The organism is Cognatiyoonia sp. IB215182 (genome assembly GCF_033963905.1).
Taxonomy (GTDB): Bacteria; Pseudomonadota; Alphaproteobacteria; order Rhodobacterales; family Rhodobacteraceae; genus Yoonia.
This window is the reverse complement of record NZ_JAXBMB010000003.1, coordinates 306,849-322,675: the sequence shown is the minus strand read 5'-3', so window position 1 is coordinate 322,675 and position 15,827 is coordinate 306,849. Positions and strand designations below refer to the sequence as shown.

Annotated in this window: 21 protein-coding genes; 11 read left to right on the top strand and 10 right to left on the bottom strand. The window is 58.9% G+C overall.

Translation table 11 applies throughout. The features are described from left to right. Window positions 1–5 precede the first annotated feature (5 nt). The 6 genes from SLH47_RS07860 to SLH47_RS07835 are packed head-to-tail and all read left to right on the top strand — an operon-like array spanning window position 6 to window position 3,149. A complete protein-coding gene (locus SLH47_RS07860) occupies window positions 6–359 on the top strand; it encodes an Mth938-like domain-containing protein (RefSeq protein WP_320238917.1) in 354 nt (117 codons plus the stop codon). Then, window positions 360–1,061: a heme ABC exporter ATP-binding protein CcmA gene (locus SLH47_RS07855; protein WP_320238916.1), complete on the top strand. Its 702-nt coding sequence runs from the start codon at window positions 360–362 to the stop codon at window positions 1,059–1,061. After that, window positions 1,058–1,714, top strand: coding sequence for a heme exporter protein CcmB (gene ccmB / locus SLH47_RS07850; protein WP_320238915.1), 657 nt, complete (start codon window positions 1,058–1,060; stop codon window positions 1,712–1,714). Before SLH47_RS07855 ends, ccmB begins: the two co-directional genes overlap by 4 nt. 41 nt (window positions 1,715–1,755) lie before the next feature. Beyond that, a complete protein-coding gene (locus SLH47_RS07845; RefSeq protein WP_320238914.1) occupies window positions 1,756–2,484 on the top strand; it encodes a heme ABC transporter permease in 729 nt (242 codons plus the stop codon). Next, window positions 2,477–2,620: a heme exporter protein CcmD gene (gene ccmD, locus SLH47_RS07840; protein ID WP_320238913.1), complete on the top strand. Its 144-nt coding sequence runs from the start codon at window positions 2,477–2,479 to the stop codon at window positions 2,618–2,620. Before SLH47_RS07845 ends, ccmD begins: the two co-directional genes overlap by 8 nt. Next, window positions 2,613–3,149, top strand: a complete 537-nt coding sequence (locus SLH47_RS07835) for a DsbE family thiol:disulfide interchange protein (protein WP_320238912.1) — start codon at window positions 2,613–2,615, stop codon at window positions 3,147–3,149. The genes ccmD and SLH47_RS07835 overlap by 8 nt, the downstream gene beginning before the upstream one ends. A 27-nt stretch (window positions 3,150–3,176) precedes the next feature. Here SLH47_RS07835 and SLH47_RS07830 read toward each other — a convergent pair whose 3' ends face one another. After that, on the bottom strand, window positions 3,177–3,674 hold the full coding sequence (locus SLH47_RS07830; protein WP_320238911.1) for an SMI1/KNR4 family protein: 498 nt from the start codon (window positions 3,672–3,674) through the stop codon (window positions 3,177–3,179). Between the two features lie 62 nt (window positions 3,675–3,736). Next, on the bottom strand, window positions 3,737–6,427 hold the full coding sequence (gene acnA, locus SLH47_RS07825; protein ID WP_320238910.1) for an aconitate hydratase AcnA: 2,691 nt from the start codon (window positions 6,425–6,427) through the stop codon (window positions 3,737–3,739). Between the two features lie 227 nt (window positions 6,428–6,654). Between acnA and SLH47_RS07820 the strand changes: the two genes are divergently transcribed. Then, on the top strand, window positions 6,655–7,347 hold the full coding sequence (locus SLH47_RS07820; protein WP_320238909.1) for a DUF1223 domain-containing protein: 693 nt from the start codon (window positions 6,655–6,657) through the stop codon (window positions 7,345–7,347). Here SLH47_RS07820 and SLH47_RS07815 read toward each other — a convergent pair. The 7 genes from SLH47_RS07815 to SLH47_RS07785 all read right to left on the bottom strand — a co-directional run bounded on the left by SLH47_RS07815 (window position 7,344) and on the right by SLH47_RS07785 (window position 11,619). After that, window positions 7,344–8,168, bottom strand: coding sequence for a lauroyl acyltransferase (locus tag SLH47_RS07815; RefSeq protein WP_320239091.1), 825 nt, complete (start codon window positions 8,166–8,168; stop codon window positions 7,344–7,346). The two genes, SLH47_RS07820 and SLH47_RS07815, sit on opposite strands and share 4 nt — an antisense overlap. Window positions 8,169–8,218: 50 nt before the next feature. After that, on the bottom strand, window positions 8,219–8,863 hold the full coding sequence (gene nthA / locus SLH47_RS07810) for a nitrile hydratase subunit alpha (protein ID WP_320238908.1): 645 nt from the start codon (window positions 8,861–8,863) through the stop codon (window positions 8,219–8,221). After that, window positions 8,853–9,134, bottom strand: coding sequence for an SH3-like domain-containing protein (locus SLH47_RS07805; protein WP_320239090.1), 282 nt, complete (start codon window positions 9,132–9,134; stop codon window positions 8,853–8,855). The genes nthA and SLH47_RS07805 overlap by 11 nt, the downstream gene beginning before the upstream one ends. Further along, on the bottom strand, window positions 9,127–9,633 hold the full coding sequence (locus SLH47_RS07800) for a cupin domain-containing protein (protein ID WP_320238907.1): 507 nt from the start codon (window positions 9,631–9,633) through the stop codon (window positions 9,127–9,129). Before SLH47_RS07800 ends, SLH47_RS07805 begins: the two co-directional genes overlap by 8 nt. Further along, a complete protein-coding gene (locus tag SLH47_RS07795; protein WP_320238906.1) occupies window positions 9,626–9,931 on the bottom strand; it encodes an SH3-like domain-containing protein in 306 nt (101 codons plus the stop codon). The genes SLH47_RS07800 and SLH47_RS07795 overlap by 8 nt, the downstream gene beginning before the upstream one ends. 86 nt (window positions 9,932–10,017) lie before the next feature. Then, window positions 10,018–11,064 carry a FliG C-terminal domain-containing protein gene (locus tag SLH47_RS07790; RefSeq protein WP_320238905.1) on the bottom strand — a complete coding sequence of 349 codons (1,047 nt, stop codon included), beginning with the start codon at window positions 11,062–11,064 and terminating at the stop codon, window positions 10,018–10,020. A 48-nt stretch (window positions 11,065–11,112) separates the two neighbouring features. Then, window positions 11,113–11,619 (bottom strand): autoinducer binding domain-containing protein, encoded by a 507-nt coding sequence (locus tag SLH47_RS07785; protein ID WP_320238904.1) that lies wholly within the window; start codon window positions 11,617–11,619, stop codon window positions 11,113–11,115. A gap of 140 nt (window positions 11,620–11,759) precedes the next feature. Between SLH47_RS07785 and SLH47_RS07780 the strand changes: the two genes are divergently transcribed. Both SLH47_RS07780 and SLH47_RS07775 read left to right on the top strand, forming a co-directional pair. Continuing rightward, the gene (locus SLH47_RS07780; protein WP_320238903.1) at window positions 11,760–12,368 is read left to right on the top strand and encodes a helix-turn-helix transcriptional regulator; all 609 of its coding nucleotides are present in this window, start codon (window positions 11,760–11,762) and stop codon (window positions 12,366–12,368) included. A 127-nt stretch (window positions 12,369–12,495) separates the two neighbouring features. Beyond that, complete coding sequence (locus tag SLH47_RS07775; RefSeq protein WP_320238902.1) at window positions 12,496–13,167, top strand: acyl-homoserine-lactone synthase; 672 nt, start codon at window positions 12,496–12,498, stop codon at window positions 13,165–13,167. Between the two features lie 152 nt (window positions 13,168–13,319). On the opposite strand, the gene purB is transcribed toward SLH47_RS07775, so the two are convergent. Further along, window positions 13,320–14,627, bottom strand: coding sequence for an adenylosuccinate lyase (gene purB / locus SLH47_RS07770; protein ID WP_320238901.1), 1,308 nt, complete (start codon window positions 14,625–14,627; stop codon window positions 13,320–13,322). Between the two features lie 84 nt (window positions 14,628–14,711). On the opposite strand from purB, the gene SLH47_RS07765 reads away from it, so the two are divergent. Both SLH47_RS07765 and SLH47_RS07760 read left to right on the top strand, forming a co-directional pair. Next, the gene (locus SLH47_RS07765) at window positions 14,712–15,134 is read left to right on the top strand and encodes a DUF6314 family protein (protein WP_320238900.1); all 423 of its coding nucleotides are present in this window, start codon (window positions 14,712–14,714) and stop codon (window positions 15,132–15,134) included. Between the two features lie 91 nt (window positions 15,135–15,225). Further along, complete coding sequence (locus tag SLH47_RS07760; protein WP_320238899.1) at window positions 15,226–15,825, top strand: biotin transporter BioY; 600 nt, start codon at window positions 15,226–15,228, stop codon at window positions 15,823–15,825. Window positions 15,826–15,827: the final 2 nt, after the last annotated feature.

Genomic DNA, 15,827 nt, shown 5'->3' with positions numbered 1-15,827 from the left:
GGCGGATGCGCCTGAACGAAGTCGAATATAACGACGCAGTGCCAATTGATGGCTACGGCCCCGGCTTCTTTCGGATCGGGGGAGAGCGGTTCGAGGGCACGGTCGCTGTCTTTGCCAGTGGCGTGAAGAGCTGGGGCGGGTACGGCGACACGCAAACGATCATCGATCAGGTGGACAGTCTTGATGTGCTTTTTGTGGGCACAGGCGCCGAGATCGCGCATCTGCCCAATGAGTTCCGCATCACGCTTGAGGCAGCAGGTATCGGCGTGGAACCCATGGCCTCGCCCGCAGCCTGCCGCACCTATAACGTGCTTTTGTCCGAGGGACGGCGGGTCGCCGTGGCCTTGCTGCCGGTCTGAATGCTGAAGGTGGAAAACCTGACCTGCGCGCGCGGCGGGATGCCGGTGCTGAGCGATGTCGGGTTCACGGTGGAAGCCGGGCAGGCGCTGGTCCTGCGGGGGCCGAACGGGATCGGGAAGACCACGCTTTTGCGGACTTTGGCTGGATTGCAGCCCGCCATTGAAGGGGAAGTGGATTACCCAGAGGATCAGGGTGCTTATGCGAGCCATGCTGACGGCGTGAAGTCGGCGCTGACGGTGGCCGAGAACTTGCAGTTCTGGGCGGATGTCTATGGCCAGAGCGACGTAGCTGCAGATGTCCCGCCCGGCGGCACCGCCGGGCAGCCCCCGACCGCCGCCCCGGACAGGGGCTTCACCCCCACCCGCGGCCGGGGGTTGCACTCCGTTCTTGAGGCCTTCGATCTCGACGAATTGCGGAACCGCATGGGCGGCACCCTCTCTGCCGGGCAACGGCGCCGCCTCGGTCTTGCGCGGCTCGCGATGATCGGGCGCAAGGTGCTTTTCCTCGATGAGCCCACGGTGTCCTTGGATCGTGCATCGGTGAGCCTCTTTGTCGATTGGCTAAAGGCACATCTGGCGGCGGGAGGCATTGCCGTCATCGCCACCCATATCGATCTGGGGCTGGATGCGCCAGAACTTGACTTGACCCCGTTTAAAGCCGCGCCCGATCTGGGCGGCGGCGCGGATGAGGCCTTCTTATGATCGCCCTTTTGCTACGTGACCTGCGCCTCGCGGTCCGCGCAGGGGGCGGATTTGGCCTCGGCCTCGCCTTCTTTTTGATCGTCGTCGTGTTGGTCCCATTCGGTGTCGGGCCGGAGACGGAACTCCTGTCCCGTATCGCGCCGGGCATCCTGTGGGTCGCGTCTTTGCTGGCCGCGCTCCTCTCGCTCGACCGGATATTTGCACTGGATTACGAAGACGGGTCGCTGGCGCTGCTGGCGACATCACCTTTGCCGCTGGAGGGTGCGGCATTGATGAAGGCGTTGGCGCATTGGATTACCACGGGCCTGCCGCTGACCATTGCGGCTCCTGCGCTGGGGTTCCTGTTGAGCCTCGCGCCCGATGCCTATCTCTATCTGCTCATCTCGCTTCTGATCGGCACGCCAGCCTTGTCGGTGATCGGCACTTTTGGCGCTGCGCTGACCGTTGGGCTGCGCCGTGGTGGGCTTTTGCTTTCGCTGCTCATCCTGCCGCTCTACGTCCCAACGCTGATCTTCGGGGCCGAGGCTGTAAGGCGTGGCGCTGATGGGCTCGACCCGACCGGCGCGCTGATCCTGCTGGGTGGGATCACAGCTGGGGCATTCGCGCTGATGCCATTCGCCACTGCGGCGACGTTGCGCATCAATCTGCGGTGATGGGGATTGAGCGGATGATGGGGGAGGATTAGATAAGCGCCATGTCGATGTGGGAATACGCCAATCCAAAGCTGTTCATGGGCTGGACCCGTCCGGTTCTGCCTTGGCTTTTCTGGTCTGCGGGGCTGTGCCTCGTGGTCGGCCTCGTCTGGGGCTTTTTCTTTACACCTAATGACTTCCGCCAAGGATCGACCGTGAAGATCATTTATCTCCACGTGCCCTCGGCCCTAATGGCGATCAACGCATGGCTGATGATGCTGGTGGCCTCGATCATTTGGGTCGTCCGTCGGCACCATGTCTCGGCCCTTGCGGCGCGCGCTGCAGCCCCGGTTGGCGTGGTGATGACCCTGATCGCACTCTTCACCGGGGGCATCTGGGGCCAGCCGATGTGGGGGACCTATTGGGCGTGGGATCCAAGGCTCACTTCGTTCCTGATCCTGTTTCTGTTTTATCTGGGCTACATCGCCTTGTGGGAGGCGATTGAGGATCCCGACACCGCCGCGGACCTGACCAGCGTGCTCTGCATGGTCGGTTCGATCTTTGCGATCTTGTCGCGGTACGCGGTGCTGTTCTGGAACCAGGGGTTGCATCAGGGGGCGACGCTGTCGCTGGATAAGGAAGAGAACATCTCGGACGTGTTCTGGTTCCCGCTTCTCGTCTGCATCGCGGGCTTTGTGCTTTTGTTCATTGCCCTCGTTCTGATGCGCACACGCACCGAAATCCGCGCCCGCAGGATGCGGGCCTTGCAAGCGAGGGCGGCCCGTGCCTGATCTGGGGGAATATGCGGTCGAAGTGCTCTCGGCCTATGCAGTGACGCTGGCGCTTTTGGCGATCCTGATTGGACTCAGCTGGCGGCGCTATGCGCGGGTGAAGGCGGCATTGGAGGAGGTTGAACGAAATGGCTAGAATCTCGCCCCTAATGATCCTGCCGCCCGCGATCTTTGCCGCCTTTGCTGGCTTGGCGCTGGCCGGGATGCTGCGGGACAACCCCGATGAATTGCCGTCCACCTTCGTGGGCCAACCCGCGCCGCCGGTGCCGGTCGAGGCCGTTCAGGGCACCGCGCAACTGACCGATGAGGACCTGCGGTCGGGCGATATCACCATCGTGAACTTCTGGGCCAGCTGGTGCCCGCCTTGCCGGGCAGAGCATCCGAACCTCCTGGACCTTGAGGCGCAGGGCTACCGCATCGCCGGAGTGAATTTTCGGGATCAGCAAGAACAGGCCTCGACCTATTTGGTGGATTACAATGATCCGTTCTTTGCCACTGGGTTCGACCTGCGGGGCAGGGTGGCCATCGACTGGGGCGTGACCGCCCCGCCGGAGACTTTCATCGTGGATGGCGATGGGACAGTGCTCTATCGGTTTGTCGGGCCGCTGGTTGGGTCGGATTATGAACAGCGGTTTTTGCCGGAACTGGCGAAGGCGGTGGAGTAGTCGAAAATCTCATGCCCGTCTTGCGGGTCACAGCCTGCTGAACATTTTGTCGATGGATAGTTGAATGCAGAAATCGTTGAAGTCTGCGGCAACCTCCGGATAGTCATCGTAACCTGCTCCAAACGCAACAAATCGTGGACGTTCTTCATTTGTTGTGTCCATTAAGAAGCTGACGCCCATATCATCGTCAGCAATAACGATTTGGTTGAGGTTTGCTTTCGAACCTAGTGCGTCTCGATGAAATATGGTTTGCTGTACAACATCCATGAAAAAGTTGTTGCGATTACGATCCAAGCCGAAGATTTCAAATCCTTGGCCAACCATGGCTCCGTAATTTGATAGGAACTCGCGGTATTCTGGTGGAAATTTCAACCCAAGCTCAGTTTGTGCCGCCTCTATCTCTGCGGCGCGGGCCGCTTCGGCGATGTAAGTTGGGTTTGGCGGTGTCTTCGGGACGCCATTGTCAAAGTACCCACGGCCAACCACCACAGGCGTTGTCATAATGCTATCGATTTGAAGATGCATGACGCCTTGGCAGATTTACAAATAAGTTAGGCCCCAGCAGTACCGCCAGGGCCACTTTAAAATCAAGCGGCCTTCGCCAAGTTCTGCAGCACATAGTGCAGCACGCCGCCGGATTTGATGTAGTCGATCTCGACCGCTGTATCGATCCGGCATTTCAGCGTGATGTCCTTGGTCGATCCATCCGCGAAGGTGATGTTTGCCGTCACCTCTTGCAGGGGCTTCACGTCGGCCAGCCCTTCGATTGTCACCGTTTCCTCGCCCGTTAGGGCGAGCGTATGCCGGGTGTCGCCGCCGGTGAATTCGAATGGAACCACGCCCATGCCGACGAGGTTGGAGCGGTGGATGCGTTCGAAGTTTTCGGCGATGACCGCCTTTACACCCAGAAGCGAAGTGCCCTTCGCAGCCCAGTCCCGCGATGATCCGGCACCGTATTGTTCGCCACCAAAGACGACCAGCGGAGTGCCGTTGGCCTGATGCGCCATTGCGGCCTCGAAGATGGATGTTTGCGCGCCATCGGGCCCTTTGGTGTAGCCGCCTTCGACACCTTCCAGCATCTCGTTCTTGATGCGGATATTGGCGAAGGTGCCGCGCATCATGACCTCATGGTTGCCTCGGCGCGAACCGTATGAGTTGAACTCGCGCACTGGCACCTGCCGTTCGATCAGGTACTTGCCTGCTGGCGTCGTGTCTTTGAACGACCCGGCGGGGCTGATGTGGTCGGTGGTGACCATGTCGCCGAGGACGGCGAGGACCTTGGCGTTCACCACATCCTTGATCTCGCCGGGTTCCTTGGACATGCCCTGGAAATAGGGCGGGTTCTGGACGTAGGTCGAAGTGGGAGGCCAGTCATAGGTTTCGCCGGTGGATGTCTCAACCGATTGCCATTTTTCGTCGCCTTTGAACACGTCGGCATATTTGCTGATGAACGCTTCGCGGGTGACGGTTTTCTCGACCAGTTCATTGATCTCGGCCGAGGTGGGCCAGATGTCTTTCAGGTAGACGTCGTTGCCGTCCTGATCCTGTCCCAGCGGCTCGGTCGTCAGGTCGATATCCATCGTGCCTGCCAGCGCGTAGGCCACGACCAGCGGGGGCGAGGCCAGGTAGTTGGCGCGCACGTCGGGGCTGATCCGGCCCTCGAAGTTCCGGTTGCCGGAGAGGACGGAAGTGGCGACCAGATCGCCTTCGGCAATCGCGTCGCTGAGCTCCTTCTGGATCGGACCGGAGTTGCCGATGCAAGTCGTGCAGCCATAGCCGACGAGGTTGAACCCGATCTTATCCAGATCATCTTGCAGGCCGGCAGCCTCCAGATACTCCGATACGACCTGAGAGCCAGGGGCGAGCGATGTCTTGACCCATGGCTTCCGGTCAAGGCCCAAGGCAGCGGCTTTGCGCGCCACGAGGCCCGCGCCGATCATCACATAGGGGTTCGATGTGTTGGTGCAGGAGGTAATCGAGGCGATCACGACCTTGCCGCTTTCCATCGTGTAATCCTCGCCCGCGACGGCGACTTCCTTGCCCATGGGGCGCTTGAAGGTCTCCTCCATTTCCTTTTTGAACGCCGCTTTCGCGTCGGTCAGCGCCACGTAATCCTGCGGACGCTTGGGGCCGGAAATGGCGGGCACGATTGTGCCCATGTCGAGATGCAGCGTGTCGGTGTAGACCGGTGCGTAGTTCTCATCCCGCCAGAAGCCGTTTTCCTTCGCATAGGCCTCGACGAGCGCGATGCGCGCTTCTTCTCGGCCCGTGTTGCGCAGGTAGCGCAGGGTTTCACCGTCGATGGGGAAGAATCCGCAAGTGGCGCCATATTCGGGGGCCATGTTGGCGATGGTCGCCCGGTCGGCCAATGGCAGACGGTCCAGCCCTTCGCCATAGAATTCAACGAACTTGCCGACGACGCCGAGTTCGCGCAGCATCTCGACGACTTTCAGCACCAGATCGGTGCCTGTGGTGCCTTCCATCATTTCGCCGGTCAGCTCAAAACCCACGACCTCAGGGATCAGCATGGACACAGGCTGACCCAGCATCGCGGCCTCCGCTTCGATCCCGCCAACGCCCCAGCCAAGAACGGCAAGGCCGTTGACCATGGTGGTGTGCGAGTCGGTGCCGACGAGCGTGTCAGGGTAGGCGACTTCCTCACCGTTCTGGTCCTTGTCCGTCCAGACGGTCTGGGCGAGATATTCCAGGTTCACCTGGTGGCAGATGCCGGTGCCGGGAGGCACAACGCGGAAGTTGTTGAACGCGCCCTGACCCCATTTCAGAAACTGGTAACGTTCCATGTTGCGTTCGTACTCGCGGTCCACATTCATCTGGAAGGCGCGGGGATTGCCGAATTCGTCGATCATCACGGAGTGGTCGATGACCAGATCAACCGGGTTCAGCGGGTTGATCTGTTGCGCGTCGCCACCAAGCGCCACAATGCCATCGCGCATCGCCGCCAAATCAACAACGGCAGGCACCCCGGTGAAATCCTGCATCAGCACGCGGGCCGGGCGATAGGCAATCTCGCGCGGGTTCTTGCCGCCGTTTGCCGCCCAGTCGCCGAACGCCTTGATATCATCGACCGAGACCGAAAAACCATCATCTTCAAACCGCAAGAGGTTCTCCAGAACCACCTTCAGCGCCGCGGGCAGTTTGGAAAAATCGCCGAGGCCCGCAGCTTCAGCCGCCGGGATCGAGTAATAGGCAACCGACTGGTCGCCGACCTTCAGGGTTTTGCGGGTTTTGGCTGTGTCTTTGCCGACTGTGATGGTCATGGCTATCCCTTTCGTGGCTATGCAGACGAGACTTGAGGTGCTTCTGCACCAAGCAGAAAAAGCAATCAAGAGGCTCACGCAAGTTTTTGTATACCATTGCACACAATTCATCACAAGATTGATTATGACCCCCAATTGCAACATGACATAACACTCGCAATTGGTTGATTGGCTATTTCAAGCAAAGCTGCGTAAGCCTGTCGGGCAGTAGACGATCAGGACCTCCAATGCGCCATTTTTTTGCAGCCGTCGCGTTTTTCGGCCTCTTCCAGACGACCCAAGCCTTCGCACAAAATGGCCCCGTGGTGATCGAGCTTTATACGTCGCAAGGATGTTCGTCCTGCCCGCCCGCCGACGCAATGTTGCACGACCTGGCAAAGCGGGACGATGTGATCGCGCTGGCATTGCATGTGGATTACTGGGATTACATCGGCTGGAAAGATAGTTTTGCACAGCCTGCTTTCACGGCGCGGCAACACGATTACGCGCGCGCCGTAAACTCCGCTACGGTTTACACCCCTCAGATGGTGATTGGTGGCGTCGATCACGTCATCGGGTCGCGACCCATGCAGGTGATGGACACGATCCAGGCGCATAGTGCGAAAGGCAATCCAGTTGCAGTGTCATTGACCAGGCAGGGTGAGAACATCCAGATTAGCGCGCAACCCGGCGGGACCGGCGAGTATGTGGTGCAGCTCGTGCGCTATACGCCCGAAGAAACCGTCGCCATTCGTCGTGGCGAGAATGCCGGCCGCAACTTGCGTTACGCCAATATCGTCACATCATGGACGGTGATTGAGCGATGGGATGGAAGCGCGCCGCTGGACATTGTCGCGCAGGCGGATGGAGATGCACCCGTGGCGGTCATCATCCAGCAGGCCACGAACGGGCCGATTGTTGGCGCTGCACAGCTGCGCTAACGGGTTTTCCAGCGACGGTGGATCCAGAACCATTGCTCGGGATTATCGGCGATACGTGCCTCAAGCCGTTCTGTCATGGCTGCCATCATTGCTGTGGGCGTGCCGGGCGCGACAGGTTCTTCGACAACGACTTTGAATGACAAACCATCGTCGCGGCGTATGCCGAAATAGGGGATGACCAGCGCATCCATTTTGAGCGCAATATCCGCGGCGGATGTTGCCGTGCGGGCCGGATGGCCCAGAAACGGCAGCACGATCCCCTGGGCCGAGACATCAAAAAGCAGGGTTCCCATGCCGCCGGATTTCAGATGACGGGCAAATCCCATCGTGCCTTTGCGCCCTTGTGCGAACACGGGGCCGCCCCAAGACGTCATCGTCTTTGCATAATGGTCGTTGAAATAGGCGTTCTGCATCGGTCGGTAGAGCCCGCCGATCACATGCCCCATCCGTGTCAGCACATGGCGTGGTGCCTCGTGATTGCCGAAATGGGCCGTCACAAAGATGACCGGACGGTCATCTGCAGCGGCTTGGGCGAGTGGGGCGAGGCCCCCGCCCGTCGGTTCCAGATCGGCCAAACGGGCGCCGAATTCCTGCCAGGAGTAGTTTTCCATGATCGTGCGGCCGAAATTGTCGCAACAGGCCTCCGCGATCCTGCGACGCTCATTTGCTGACATATCGGGATAGATCAGCGCCAGATTGTCTTCCGCCCGTTTGCGGTAGCCAACGAGCGGGCCAATCGCGCGGTGTAGCATCGTGCCCATCATTGCCACGCGTTTTTCGTAAGGCATCAGACGCAGTGCGCCTATCAGCGTGCGCAACATGCGATCCGCGACCCAATCGGCACGTGATCCTGTAGGAATGTCCTGGTTGGTCACGAGGTCTCGGGCGTCTTTGCCAGCCCCGTGCCAATCATACTGTCGCGGGTGACGAGCTTGGCAAGATCATCCTCTGACCAGTCGTCAGTGCCCCCAGGGCGGGCCGGTATGACGATGTAGCGCATGTCGGCGGTGCTGTCATGCACGCGTACTCTGGTCGTTTCGGGCAGGTTGACGCCAAATTCCGCCAGAACCTTGCGCGGTTCTTTTACAGTGCGCGAACGGTAGGCCCGCGATTTATACCAGTCGGGCGGTAGTCCGAGTAGATTTCTGGGGTAACAGGAGCACAATGTGCAGACGATGATGTTATGAATGTCGGCCGTGTTCTCAACTGCGATGAGATGCATCGGGCCGATGTCGAACCCCATGTCGCGGCTTGCGACGCTGGCATCGGCCAGAAGTGCTGTACGAAAGTCAGGATCGGTCCAGGCCCGCGCGACAACGGCGGCGCCGTTGGCAGGAGAGCGGCTGTCCATCCTGTCGATCTGCGCGGCGATCTCGGCGGGCGTTGTAACGCCCTTCTCGATCAGCAACTCGCGGATCGCGATTTCCATCTGCTGCCAATAGGTCAGCGGGTGGTCGTTGTCAGGTCGGTAAGGGTGACCTGACGGGGACAACTCATCATGGTGATCATGGGGCATGCGGGGCGTCCACCGGTTCCAGCCAATGGCTGTAGATTTCCACGTCAATCGTGTCGTCGGGCTGCGCTGCTTCTGCCCCCCAGATCTCAGTCATGGTAAAGCGCACCCGTAAGAGCGGCAGCTTCTCCGCAGGCAGGCCGTAAGCCAGTTGTTCGGGATTTGCGAATGACCCCAAACGGCGCTCGACTTGGCCGACCTTGCCCCGCAGATAGCTGGGGGTACGGACATGGCCGGGGGGCATATCGGCGCGGACGCGCATCCATTCAACCATCTTCATCTGCCCGTGACATAAAATCGAAGGAGGCGAACTGCTCTATAGGGGCCATTTCCGCCGTCATCGTTGGTCCTTCGCCGACACGGGTCATACGTTTCCCGGCATCGGTGAAATCGACGATCTCGACCTCTTGGCGGTCGCCGCCCATCAGATAGACAAGCTGCACGTCACCGTCATTCGTCAGTTTGTGGGCCGGGCCGCCCGCTGGAAAGGCGGCAAAGCTGCCCTCGTGCATGACATGGGTGTCGTTATCCATCTCCAGCCGTCCGGTCCCGCTGATGATGTAAACCCATTCCTCTTCGTGGTAATGCCGGTGTTTGGGAAAGGATGTCTGTCCCGGTGAAAGATGGGCAAGGGTGACCGATGCGCGGGCAAGCCCGGCAGCATGTGCCAACGGAAACATGGTGATATCGGCATCCTGATCCAACGGGTGGCGAAACCGAAATCGTGTCGCGGCAATGTCGGGGGCGTGCCAGACCAAGCTATTCTCAGCCATTGGCGGCCTCGCCATAGGTGGCGCCACGTTCCGCGACCTCGGACATGCGGGCACCCAGTTCGGCGGTCGTGTAGATCCCGGCCTCGATCAGGTTCTGGTTTACCGACGCGATCCAACGCTCGTAATATGTCATCGTTTCGAAGGCTTCGGGGCCCATATCCTCAAGCACGCGGCGCAGCCCATCAACCGTGAAATGCCCTTTGGACGAGCAGATGACCATCAACGCATCCACACGCTTTTCCCAAATTGCAAAATCGTGTTGATCCCTGTCGATTGGCCCAGCGGGTTGGCCGCCCATGTCGTGCCATCTGCGGCCATCAAAAGGGTGCAAGTCGTCAGTCATGCCCCGAGGTTAACAGATGAGCCAGCACTGTCTACGCGGTTTTAGCCGTCTTCGTCGGCGGCGTCAGGGTCGCGGAAGACGATCTTGCCAGCATCCGCCAGACCACGGATTGCGGTTGTCACCTCGGACATTGCAGCCTCTGCATCCGCCTTTTTGACGGTGCCGGCCTCTTCTGCATCATCGCGCATCTGCGCCGCGATCCTCTGCGATACATTGGCTAGGATGAACTCCGCCGCGGCGCGCACATCTTCTTCGCCCGCCAAGGCACCGGCCATTGCCCTGCCAAGGACCTCCGCCGGTACTTCGCGAATACAATTGGGAATATCGACGGGTTTGATGCGGTTAGCGATGTCCTTGAAGGTGAAGATGGCCTTGCGCACATGACCCGCGAATTCCGGATCATCGTTATTCAACCCTTCAAGCACGTCGTCGCGGCGATCCGCGCGGGTCGCGTTCAGGATGTCACCCAGCCGCTGAACCGGCGCCTTTTCAAACGCGCCGATGGTGATCTGCCCGTATTCATCGGCAAGGGCGGCCCCAATAGTCCGCACAGCCTCGGACGAGGTGTGTTCGGTGCGCGACATCGCAAGGCTGATCCGCCTGGCCCGTTCGCCGGGCGTTTGCGTCAATACCTCCGCCGCCTTGGCAACTGTGAGTTTCGACAAGGTTATCGCGCTAACCTCAATGCTTTCGGCCATCATGATAGTGACCAGCCTGTCGACGGGAAGCGCTGTGATGATTGGCCAGTGATCGCCGTTGCGAACATCTGCGGTCTGTTTGCGCAGCCGATCCGCCAATTCGGGCGAGAGGTGGTCGGCGAGGGCCAAGATGGCGCCGTCTTTGGTACCCGGTGCGGTCAGTCCGATGGCCTCAACCTCGCCCAGAAACTCCTCCGCCACGGCCGCGACAGTGTCGCGGTCAACAAGGCGCAGCGCCCCCAACTCTTGGGTCAGAAGTTCCTGCAAATGAACGGGCAATTGTGACAGCGACAACTGGCTGCCATCACCGACAATCATTTGCACGATCATGGCTGCCTTGCGCCGACGTGTTAACTGGGCTTGTGCAGCAATAGGGGCCTGAACGTTCATGCCCCCGTACTACGGTTATTTGCGTAAACGAAGCGTTAGCCGGACCTGTCAGGAACCGGGATGTGTCACCAGAATCGACATTTTTCTTAGCTGTGCGACCGTTTCGTCGGAAAGGTGGGCCTGGCTTTGCGTCGAATCGTGCAATTCGTTGAACCGGCGAGAGATACTGGCAACCTCTTCATCGGTGAAGTCACGGTCGCCGCGCGCGAAACTGCCGACGCTTCGGATGCCATCGGTCACACCTGGCGTTTCGTGAGCGCATGTAATGCCGAACTTGATCCCGTGCTCGTTCGCGAGCTCCAAAACGCCGACAGGGTCGTTGTCACGCAGCTTGTCCCACCGGATCGCGCCGGTATTGTCAAAACCCCATGCTAAGGTCGGGTCGCTCATCAGCAACCCCTTTTCCGCGTAAAGGTCCAACCATGCCTTGCTGTAGGTCTGGAACATAAACTTCGGCGTGGCATACTCAATCTGCAAACCAATCGCATAACCCGCAGGTGCCAACTCGTTCAGCTCGCCCAGGACAGCACTGATTTCAATCTGGGTCGACGACATCATTACTACTCGCTTTCCGGTTGCCAAACTGGACACTGTCCCAATAGAGTTCAGTTTAGCGTTGTCTCTTGGCATAGTAGAGATAAGAGTCAGGCCGAAACAAGAGCTATGTGAAGTTGGCGGCTCTTTGAGGGAATTGAATGACGACACTTCTGGGTCCAGAGGAGATCGCGCAGCTTGCGCCGTCGGGCTATTACATCGCGTTGCGCATCGGTTTTGCGTTCCCGATGGAAGAAGTGAACGCTTTCCCCGAGGAGTGGATCAGCCACTACACGAAACAGCGATTTATGCTTTTCGATCCGATTGTTAGGTGGGCTTACAGCCACACGGGAACGATCCGTTGGAGCGAGCTCCCGCTTGACGATCCTAAGCGGATAATCGCGCAGGCCCAAACCTTTGGTATGCGCTACGGCGTGACCGTGTCACTGTTTGACAGTGGGGCTGACGCACAGCGATCGTTTGCGTCGTTCACACGGTCTGATCGGGAGTATACCGACCTTGAAGTGAAACTTTTGAAGGCATTTTTAGCGCGACGGCACAACGAAACGGCGCCGCCGACGAACCTGACCAAAGCAGAGCTGGAAGCCTTGGGAATGGTGAAGGATGGGAAGCGTCTGAAGGAGATCGCCTTTGAGTTGAGCGTGAGCGAGGGGGCTGTCAAACAGCGCCTCAAGAACGCCAAGCTGAAACTAGGTGCAAAAACAGGTAGTCAGGCTGCCGCACTTGCCAACCAATATGGCCTGATCTGAAACTTTACCTGATTTTTTTTCTCACTTAGGAACAATTCGCGTTAATTTGTCGTTGTCTTGGTTAAGAAGGCAATGAAACGAATGGACGGCGGACGCGTTTTCGTCTTTGGGTAGAAAGAAAATCGGCATGGAAAACATAACGTTTAACCTCGCGCAGCTGCACCAGTATGGCACTGCATTCTATGAGTTTTTGGGTCTGCGAAAGCGATTCTTTGTTGATCAGTTGGGATGGAGCATCCCACATGATGACAATGTCGAAATGGACCAGTACGACAATCCGAAAGCGTATTATTCGCTTGTGTTGCGTGATGGGGTCGTGATCGGCGGAACTCGCGCAATGGCGACTACTGCGCAATGGGGGTCACATACTTACATGCTGCGCGATGCGGTTGCGGGCAAACTGATCGGCATTCCGCCCCATATTCTTCCGAACGCGGAGGTGACCACCAATATCTGGGAAATCACGCGCACGGTCATTTCGGACGATGTGAATACACAAGCGGACCGCTCAGAATGTTTGGCGCTTATGCTGGATGGTGCCGTCGATGTCGCGCGCGAACAGGGGGCAACGGAACTCATGTCATTGTCGCCCGTCGCCATGGTGCGGACCTTGCGCAAGCTGGGCTATGAGACGCAAAGGATCGGTGAGCCGTATCGAAACGCGGAAGACGGGCGGCTTTATGCCTGCATGAACATGCCGGCCAAGCGCCGAAACATCGGACCGGCTCCTGCGCCTGTCACGCCAAAGCCGACACATGCGATGGACCAGCATGCGGTGCATTCGCCATCCGTGATCTAACGTTCCTTTCCATGTCGGGCTTGCCCATTGGCGTTTCGTCAAAATCTGATTTGTCAGCTTTTGGCGAAACGTTGATTTAAACAGGCTAAGTGAATGGCTCGACGATCACCATTTCAGGACCGTTTAGACACTTGCGAAGCTTGTGCGGTCCCTCAATCCTCTCCGAAAACACGCGCGAAAATGGTATCCACATGCTTGGTGTGGTAGGCGAGATCGAACTTCTCGGCGATTTCATCGGCTGACAAGGCCGCGCGGACATCTTCATCAGCCATCAATTCGGTCTGAAAATCCGCGCCTTCCTCCCAGACTTTCATCGCATTGCGCTGCACCAGGCGATAGGCGTTTTCGCGGCTGACTCCGGCTTGCGTGAGTGCCAATAGCACGCGTTGTGACATGATCAGCCCACGGAACTTGTTCATATTTGCCAGCATGTTGTCGGGGTAGATCACCAGTTTTTCAATCACGCCAGCCAAGCGGTTCAGCGCAAAGTCCAGCGTCACCGTCGTATCCGGCCCAATCGCCCGTTCCACCGATGAATGGCTGATATCGCGTTCATGCCACAGCGTGACATTCTCCAAAGCAGGCACAACCGACATCCGCACGAGGCGCGCGAGCCCGGTCAGGTTTTCGGTCAAAACCGGGTTGCGTTTGTGCGGCATGGCGGAGCTGCCCTTTTGCCCTTTGGAAAAGAACTCCTCCGCCTCAAGCACCTCGGTCCGCTGCATGTGGCGGATTTCTGTTGCGATGTTTTCAATGCTGCTGGCGATCACGCCAAGTGTGGCAAAGAACATCGCATGCCGGTCGCGCGGGATGACTTGTGTGCTGATGGGTTCAGGAGTTAGCCCCATTTCCTTGCACACATGCTCTTCGACCGCCGGATCGATATTGGCGAATGTGCCCACAGCACCCGAGATGGCGCCGGTCGCGATTTCGGCACGCGCATTAACCAGACGCGCGCGGCCCCGGTCCATTTCGGCGTAGAACCGGGCAAAGGTCAGGCCCATCGTGGTCGGTTCCGCATGGATGCCGTGGCTGCGGCCGATGCGGACGGTATCCTTGTGCTCATAGGCACGGGTTTTGAGGGCGGCAAGCACGCGGTCCATATCCGCAATCAGGATGTCGGAGGCACGGACCAGTTGAACATTCAGCGTGGTGTCGAGCACATCCGATGAGGTCATACCCTGATGGACAAAGCGGGCTTCATCATTGCCGATGATCTCGGCCAGGTGGGTGAGGAAGGCGATGACGTCATGCTTGGTGACCGCTTCGATCTCATCAATCCGGGCGACGTCGAATTCTACATCCTTGGCCTTCCAGACCGCCTCCGCATTTTCCTTTGGAATGACACCCAACGCGGCCTGCGCGTCACAGGCATGTGCCTCGATCTCGTACCAGATCCGGAACTTCGTGGCAGGCTCCCAAATGGCGGTCATTTCGGGGCGGGAATAGCGAGGGATCATGAAAGGGCACCTTTATCCGGGCTGGCCAGCAATTGCAGGTCGCGTCATAAGGGGGCGGGCCGGAACCCTCAAGGGAGAGATGACATGTTGGACGCTGTCGATTTCATCGGCCAATGGCAGGTGCAGCGCGTGATCGATGATCGGTATGGCGGGCAGCAAGGTGTGTTTGAGGGGACATGTGTTTTTTCTGAGCAGAGCGCATCGCGGCTGGACTACGCCGAAGAGGGCAAGATCAGGATGGGGGCGGGGCCCTCGCTGACAGCCAACCGGCGCTATCTCTGGGTTTTTGGGTCCGAGAGGGTTGACGTGTTCTTTGCCGATGGCGGCGCGTTTCACAGCTTTGTTCCTGCAGGGCAGACGGATGGGACGGATCACCCCTGCGGTGACGACTATTATCGGGTTCAGTATGACTTCCGCCACTGGCCCGATTGGCAGGCGACTTGGCACGTGACGGGGCCACGCAAGGACTACACCTCAACATCCCGCTACAACCGCGTGTCACCATAGCGCCGCTGAGGCGTTGGCGCTAACGCGCTTGCGCCGCATTGCCGCATCGGGCAATAACCGTGCAACGAAACAAAACAGGGGAAGGCGGCAGATGGCGCTTGCACTCAATGACAAAGTCCTGACCGAGACGTTCGGTCCATCCGAAGGCACCGCGCTGCGGATCAAGCAGGTGTTGATGGTTGTGCTCGGCATCGTGGCATTGGCCGTTTTCGCCAAGATCACGATCCCGATGTGGCCGGTACCGATCACCATGGGCACATTCGCCGTTTTGACCATCGGTGCCGCCTATGGCCCGCGTCTGGGTCTGGCGACGATCCTGGGTTACATGATCATTGGCGCGCTCGGCTTTGATGTTTTCGCCAGCTCATCGGCCGAGAGCTTTGGTATCGCATACATGATGGGCGGCACCGGCGGCTATCTTGTGGGCTATGTCCTTGCAACCCTGGCCTTGGGCTGGGCCGCGCGTGCTGGATGGGATCGGTCGGTACTGTGGATGGCGTTGGCCATGCTGATCGGGAATGCGCTGATCTACGTTCCCGGACTTTTGTGGTTGGGTCAGCTTTATGGCTGGGATCAGCCGATCCTGGAATGGGGTCTGACGCCATTCCTTGTTGGCGACGCGCTTAAACTTGGTCTGGCAGCGTTGTTGGTGCCCGGCTTGTGGAAGCTGTTCGGTGACGCGCGCCAATAAGC

Excerpts from the sequence above, each read along its gene's own strand:
- nthA (WP_320238908.1), bottom strand. The coding sequence starts at position 8,863 with ATGCCCCATGATCACCATGATGAGTTGTCCCCGTCAGGTCACCCTTAC.
- SLH47_RS07790 (WP_320238905.1), bottom strand. The coding sequence starts at position 11,064 with ATGAACGTTCAGGCCCCTATTGCTGCACAAGCCCAGTTAACACGTCGG.
- purB (WP_320238901.1), bottom strand. The coding sequence starts at position 14,627 with ATGATCCCTCGCTATTCCCGCCCCGAAATGACCGCCATTTGGGAGCCT.
- SLH47_RS07860 (WP_320238917.1), top strand. The coding sequence starts at position 6 with ATGCGCCTGAACGAAGTCGAATATAACGACGCAGTGCCAATTGATGGC.
- SLH47_RS07820 (WP_320238909.1), top strand. The coding sequence starts at position 6,655 with ATGCGCCATTTTTTTGCAGCCGTCGCGTTTTTCGGCCTCTTCCAGACG.
- SLH47_RS07830 (WP_320238911.1), bottom strand. The coding sequence starts at position 3,674 with ATGCATCTTCAAATCGATAGCATTATGACAACGCCTGTGGTGGTTGGC.
- SLH47_RS07760 (WP_320238899.1), top strand. The coding sequence starts at position 15,226 with ATGGCGCTTGCACTCAATGACAAAGTCCTGACCGAGACGTTCGGTCCA.
- SLH47_RS07785 (WP_320238904.1), bottom strand. The coding sequence starts at position 11,619 with ATGTCGTCGACCCAGATTGAAATCAGTGCTGTCCTGGGCGAGCTGAAC.
- SLH47_RS07765 (WP_320238900.1), top strand. The coding sequence starts at position 14,712 with ATGTTGGACGCTGTCGATTTCATCGGCCAATGGCAGGTGCAGCGCGTG.
- SLH47_RS07775 (WP_320238902.1), top strand. The coding sequence starts at position 12,496 with ATGGAAAACATAACGTTTAACCTCGCGCAGCTGCACCAGTATGGCACT.
- SLH47_RS07800 (WP_320238907.1), bottom strand. The coding sequence starts at position 9,633 with ATGGCTGAGAATAGCTTGGTCTGGCACGCCCCCGACATTGCCGCGACA.
- SLH47_RS07780 (WP_320238903.1), top strand. The coding sequence starts at position 11,760 with ATGACGACACTTCTGGGTCCAGAGGAGATCGCGCAGCTTGCGCCGTCG.
- acnA (WP_320238910.1), bottom strand. The coding sequence starts at position 6,427 with ATGACCATCACAGTCGGCAAAGACACAGCCAAAACCCGCAAAACCCTG.
- SLH47_RS07835 (WP_320238912.1), top strand. The coding sequence starts at position 2,613 with ATGGCTAGAATCTCGCCCCTAATGATCCTGCCGCCCGCGATCTTTGCC.
- SLH47_RS07855 (WP_320238916.1), top strand. The coding sequence starts at position 360 with ATGCTGAAGGTGGAAAACCTGACCTGCGCGCGCGGCGGGATGCCGGTG.
- ccmB (WP_320238915.1), top strand. The coding sequence starts at position 1,058 with ATGATCGCCCTTTTGCTACGTGACCTGCGCCTCGCGGTCCGCGCAGGG.
- SLH47_RS07845 (WP_320238914.1), top strand. The coding sequence starts at position 1,756 with ATGTCGATGTGGGAATACGCCAATCCAAAGCTGTTCATGGGCTGGACC.
- SLH47_RS07815 (WP_320239091.1), bottom strand. The coding sequence starts at position 8,168 with ATGTTGCGCACGCTGATAGGCGCACTGCGTCTGATGCCTTACGAAAAA.
- SLH47_RS07805 (WP_320239090.1), bottom strand. The coding sequence starts at position 9,134 with ATGGTTGAATGGATGCGCGTCCGCGCCGATATGCCCCCCGGCCATGTC.
- SLH47_RS07795 (WP_320238906.1), bottom strand. The coding sequence starts at position 9,931 with ATGGGCGGCCAACCCGCTGGGCCAATCGACAGGGATCAACACGATTTT.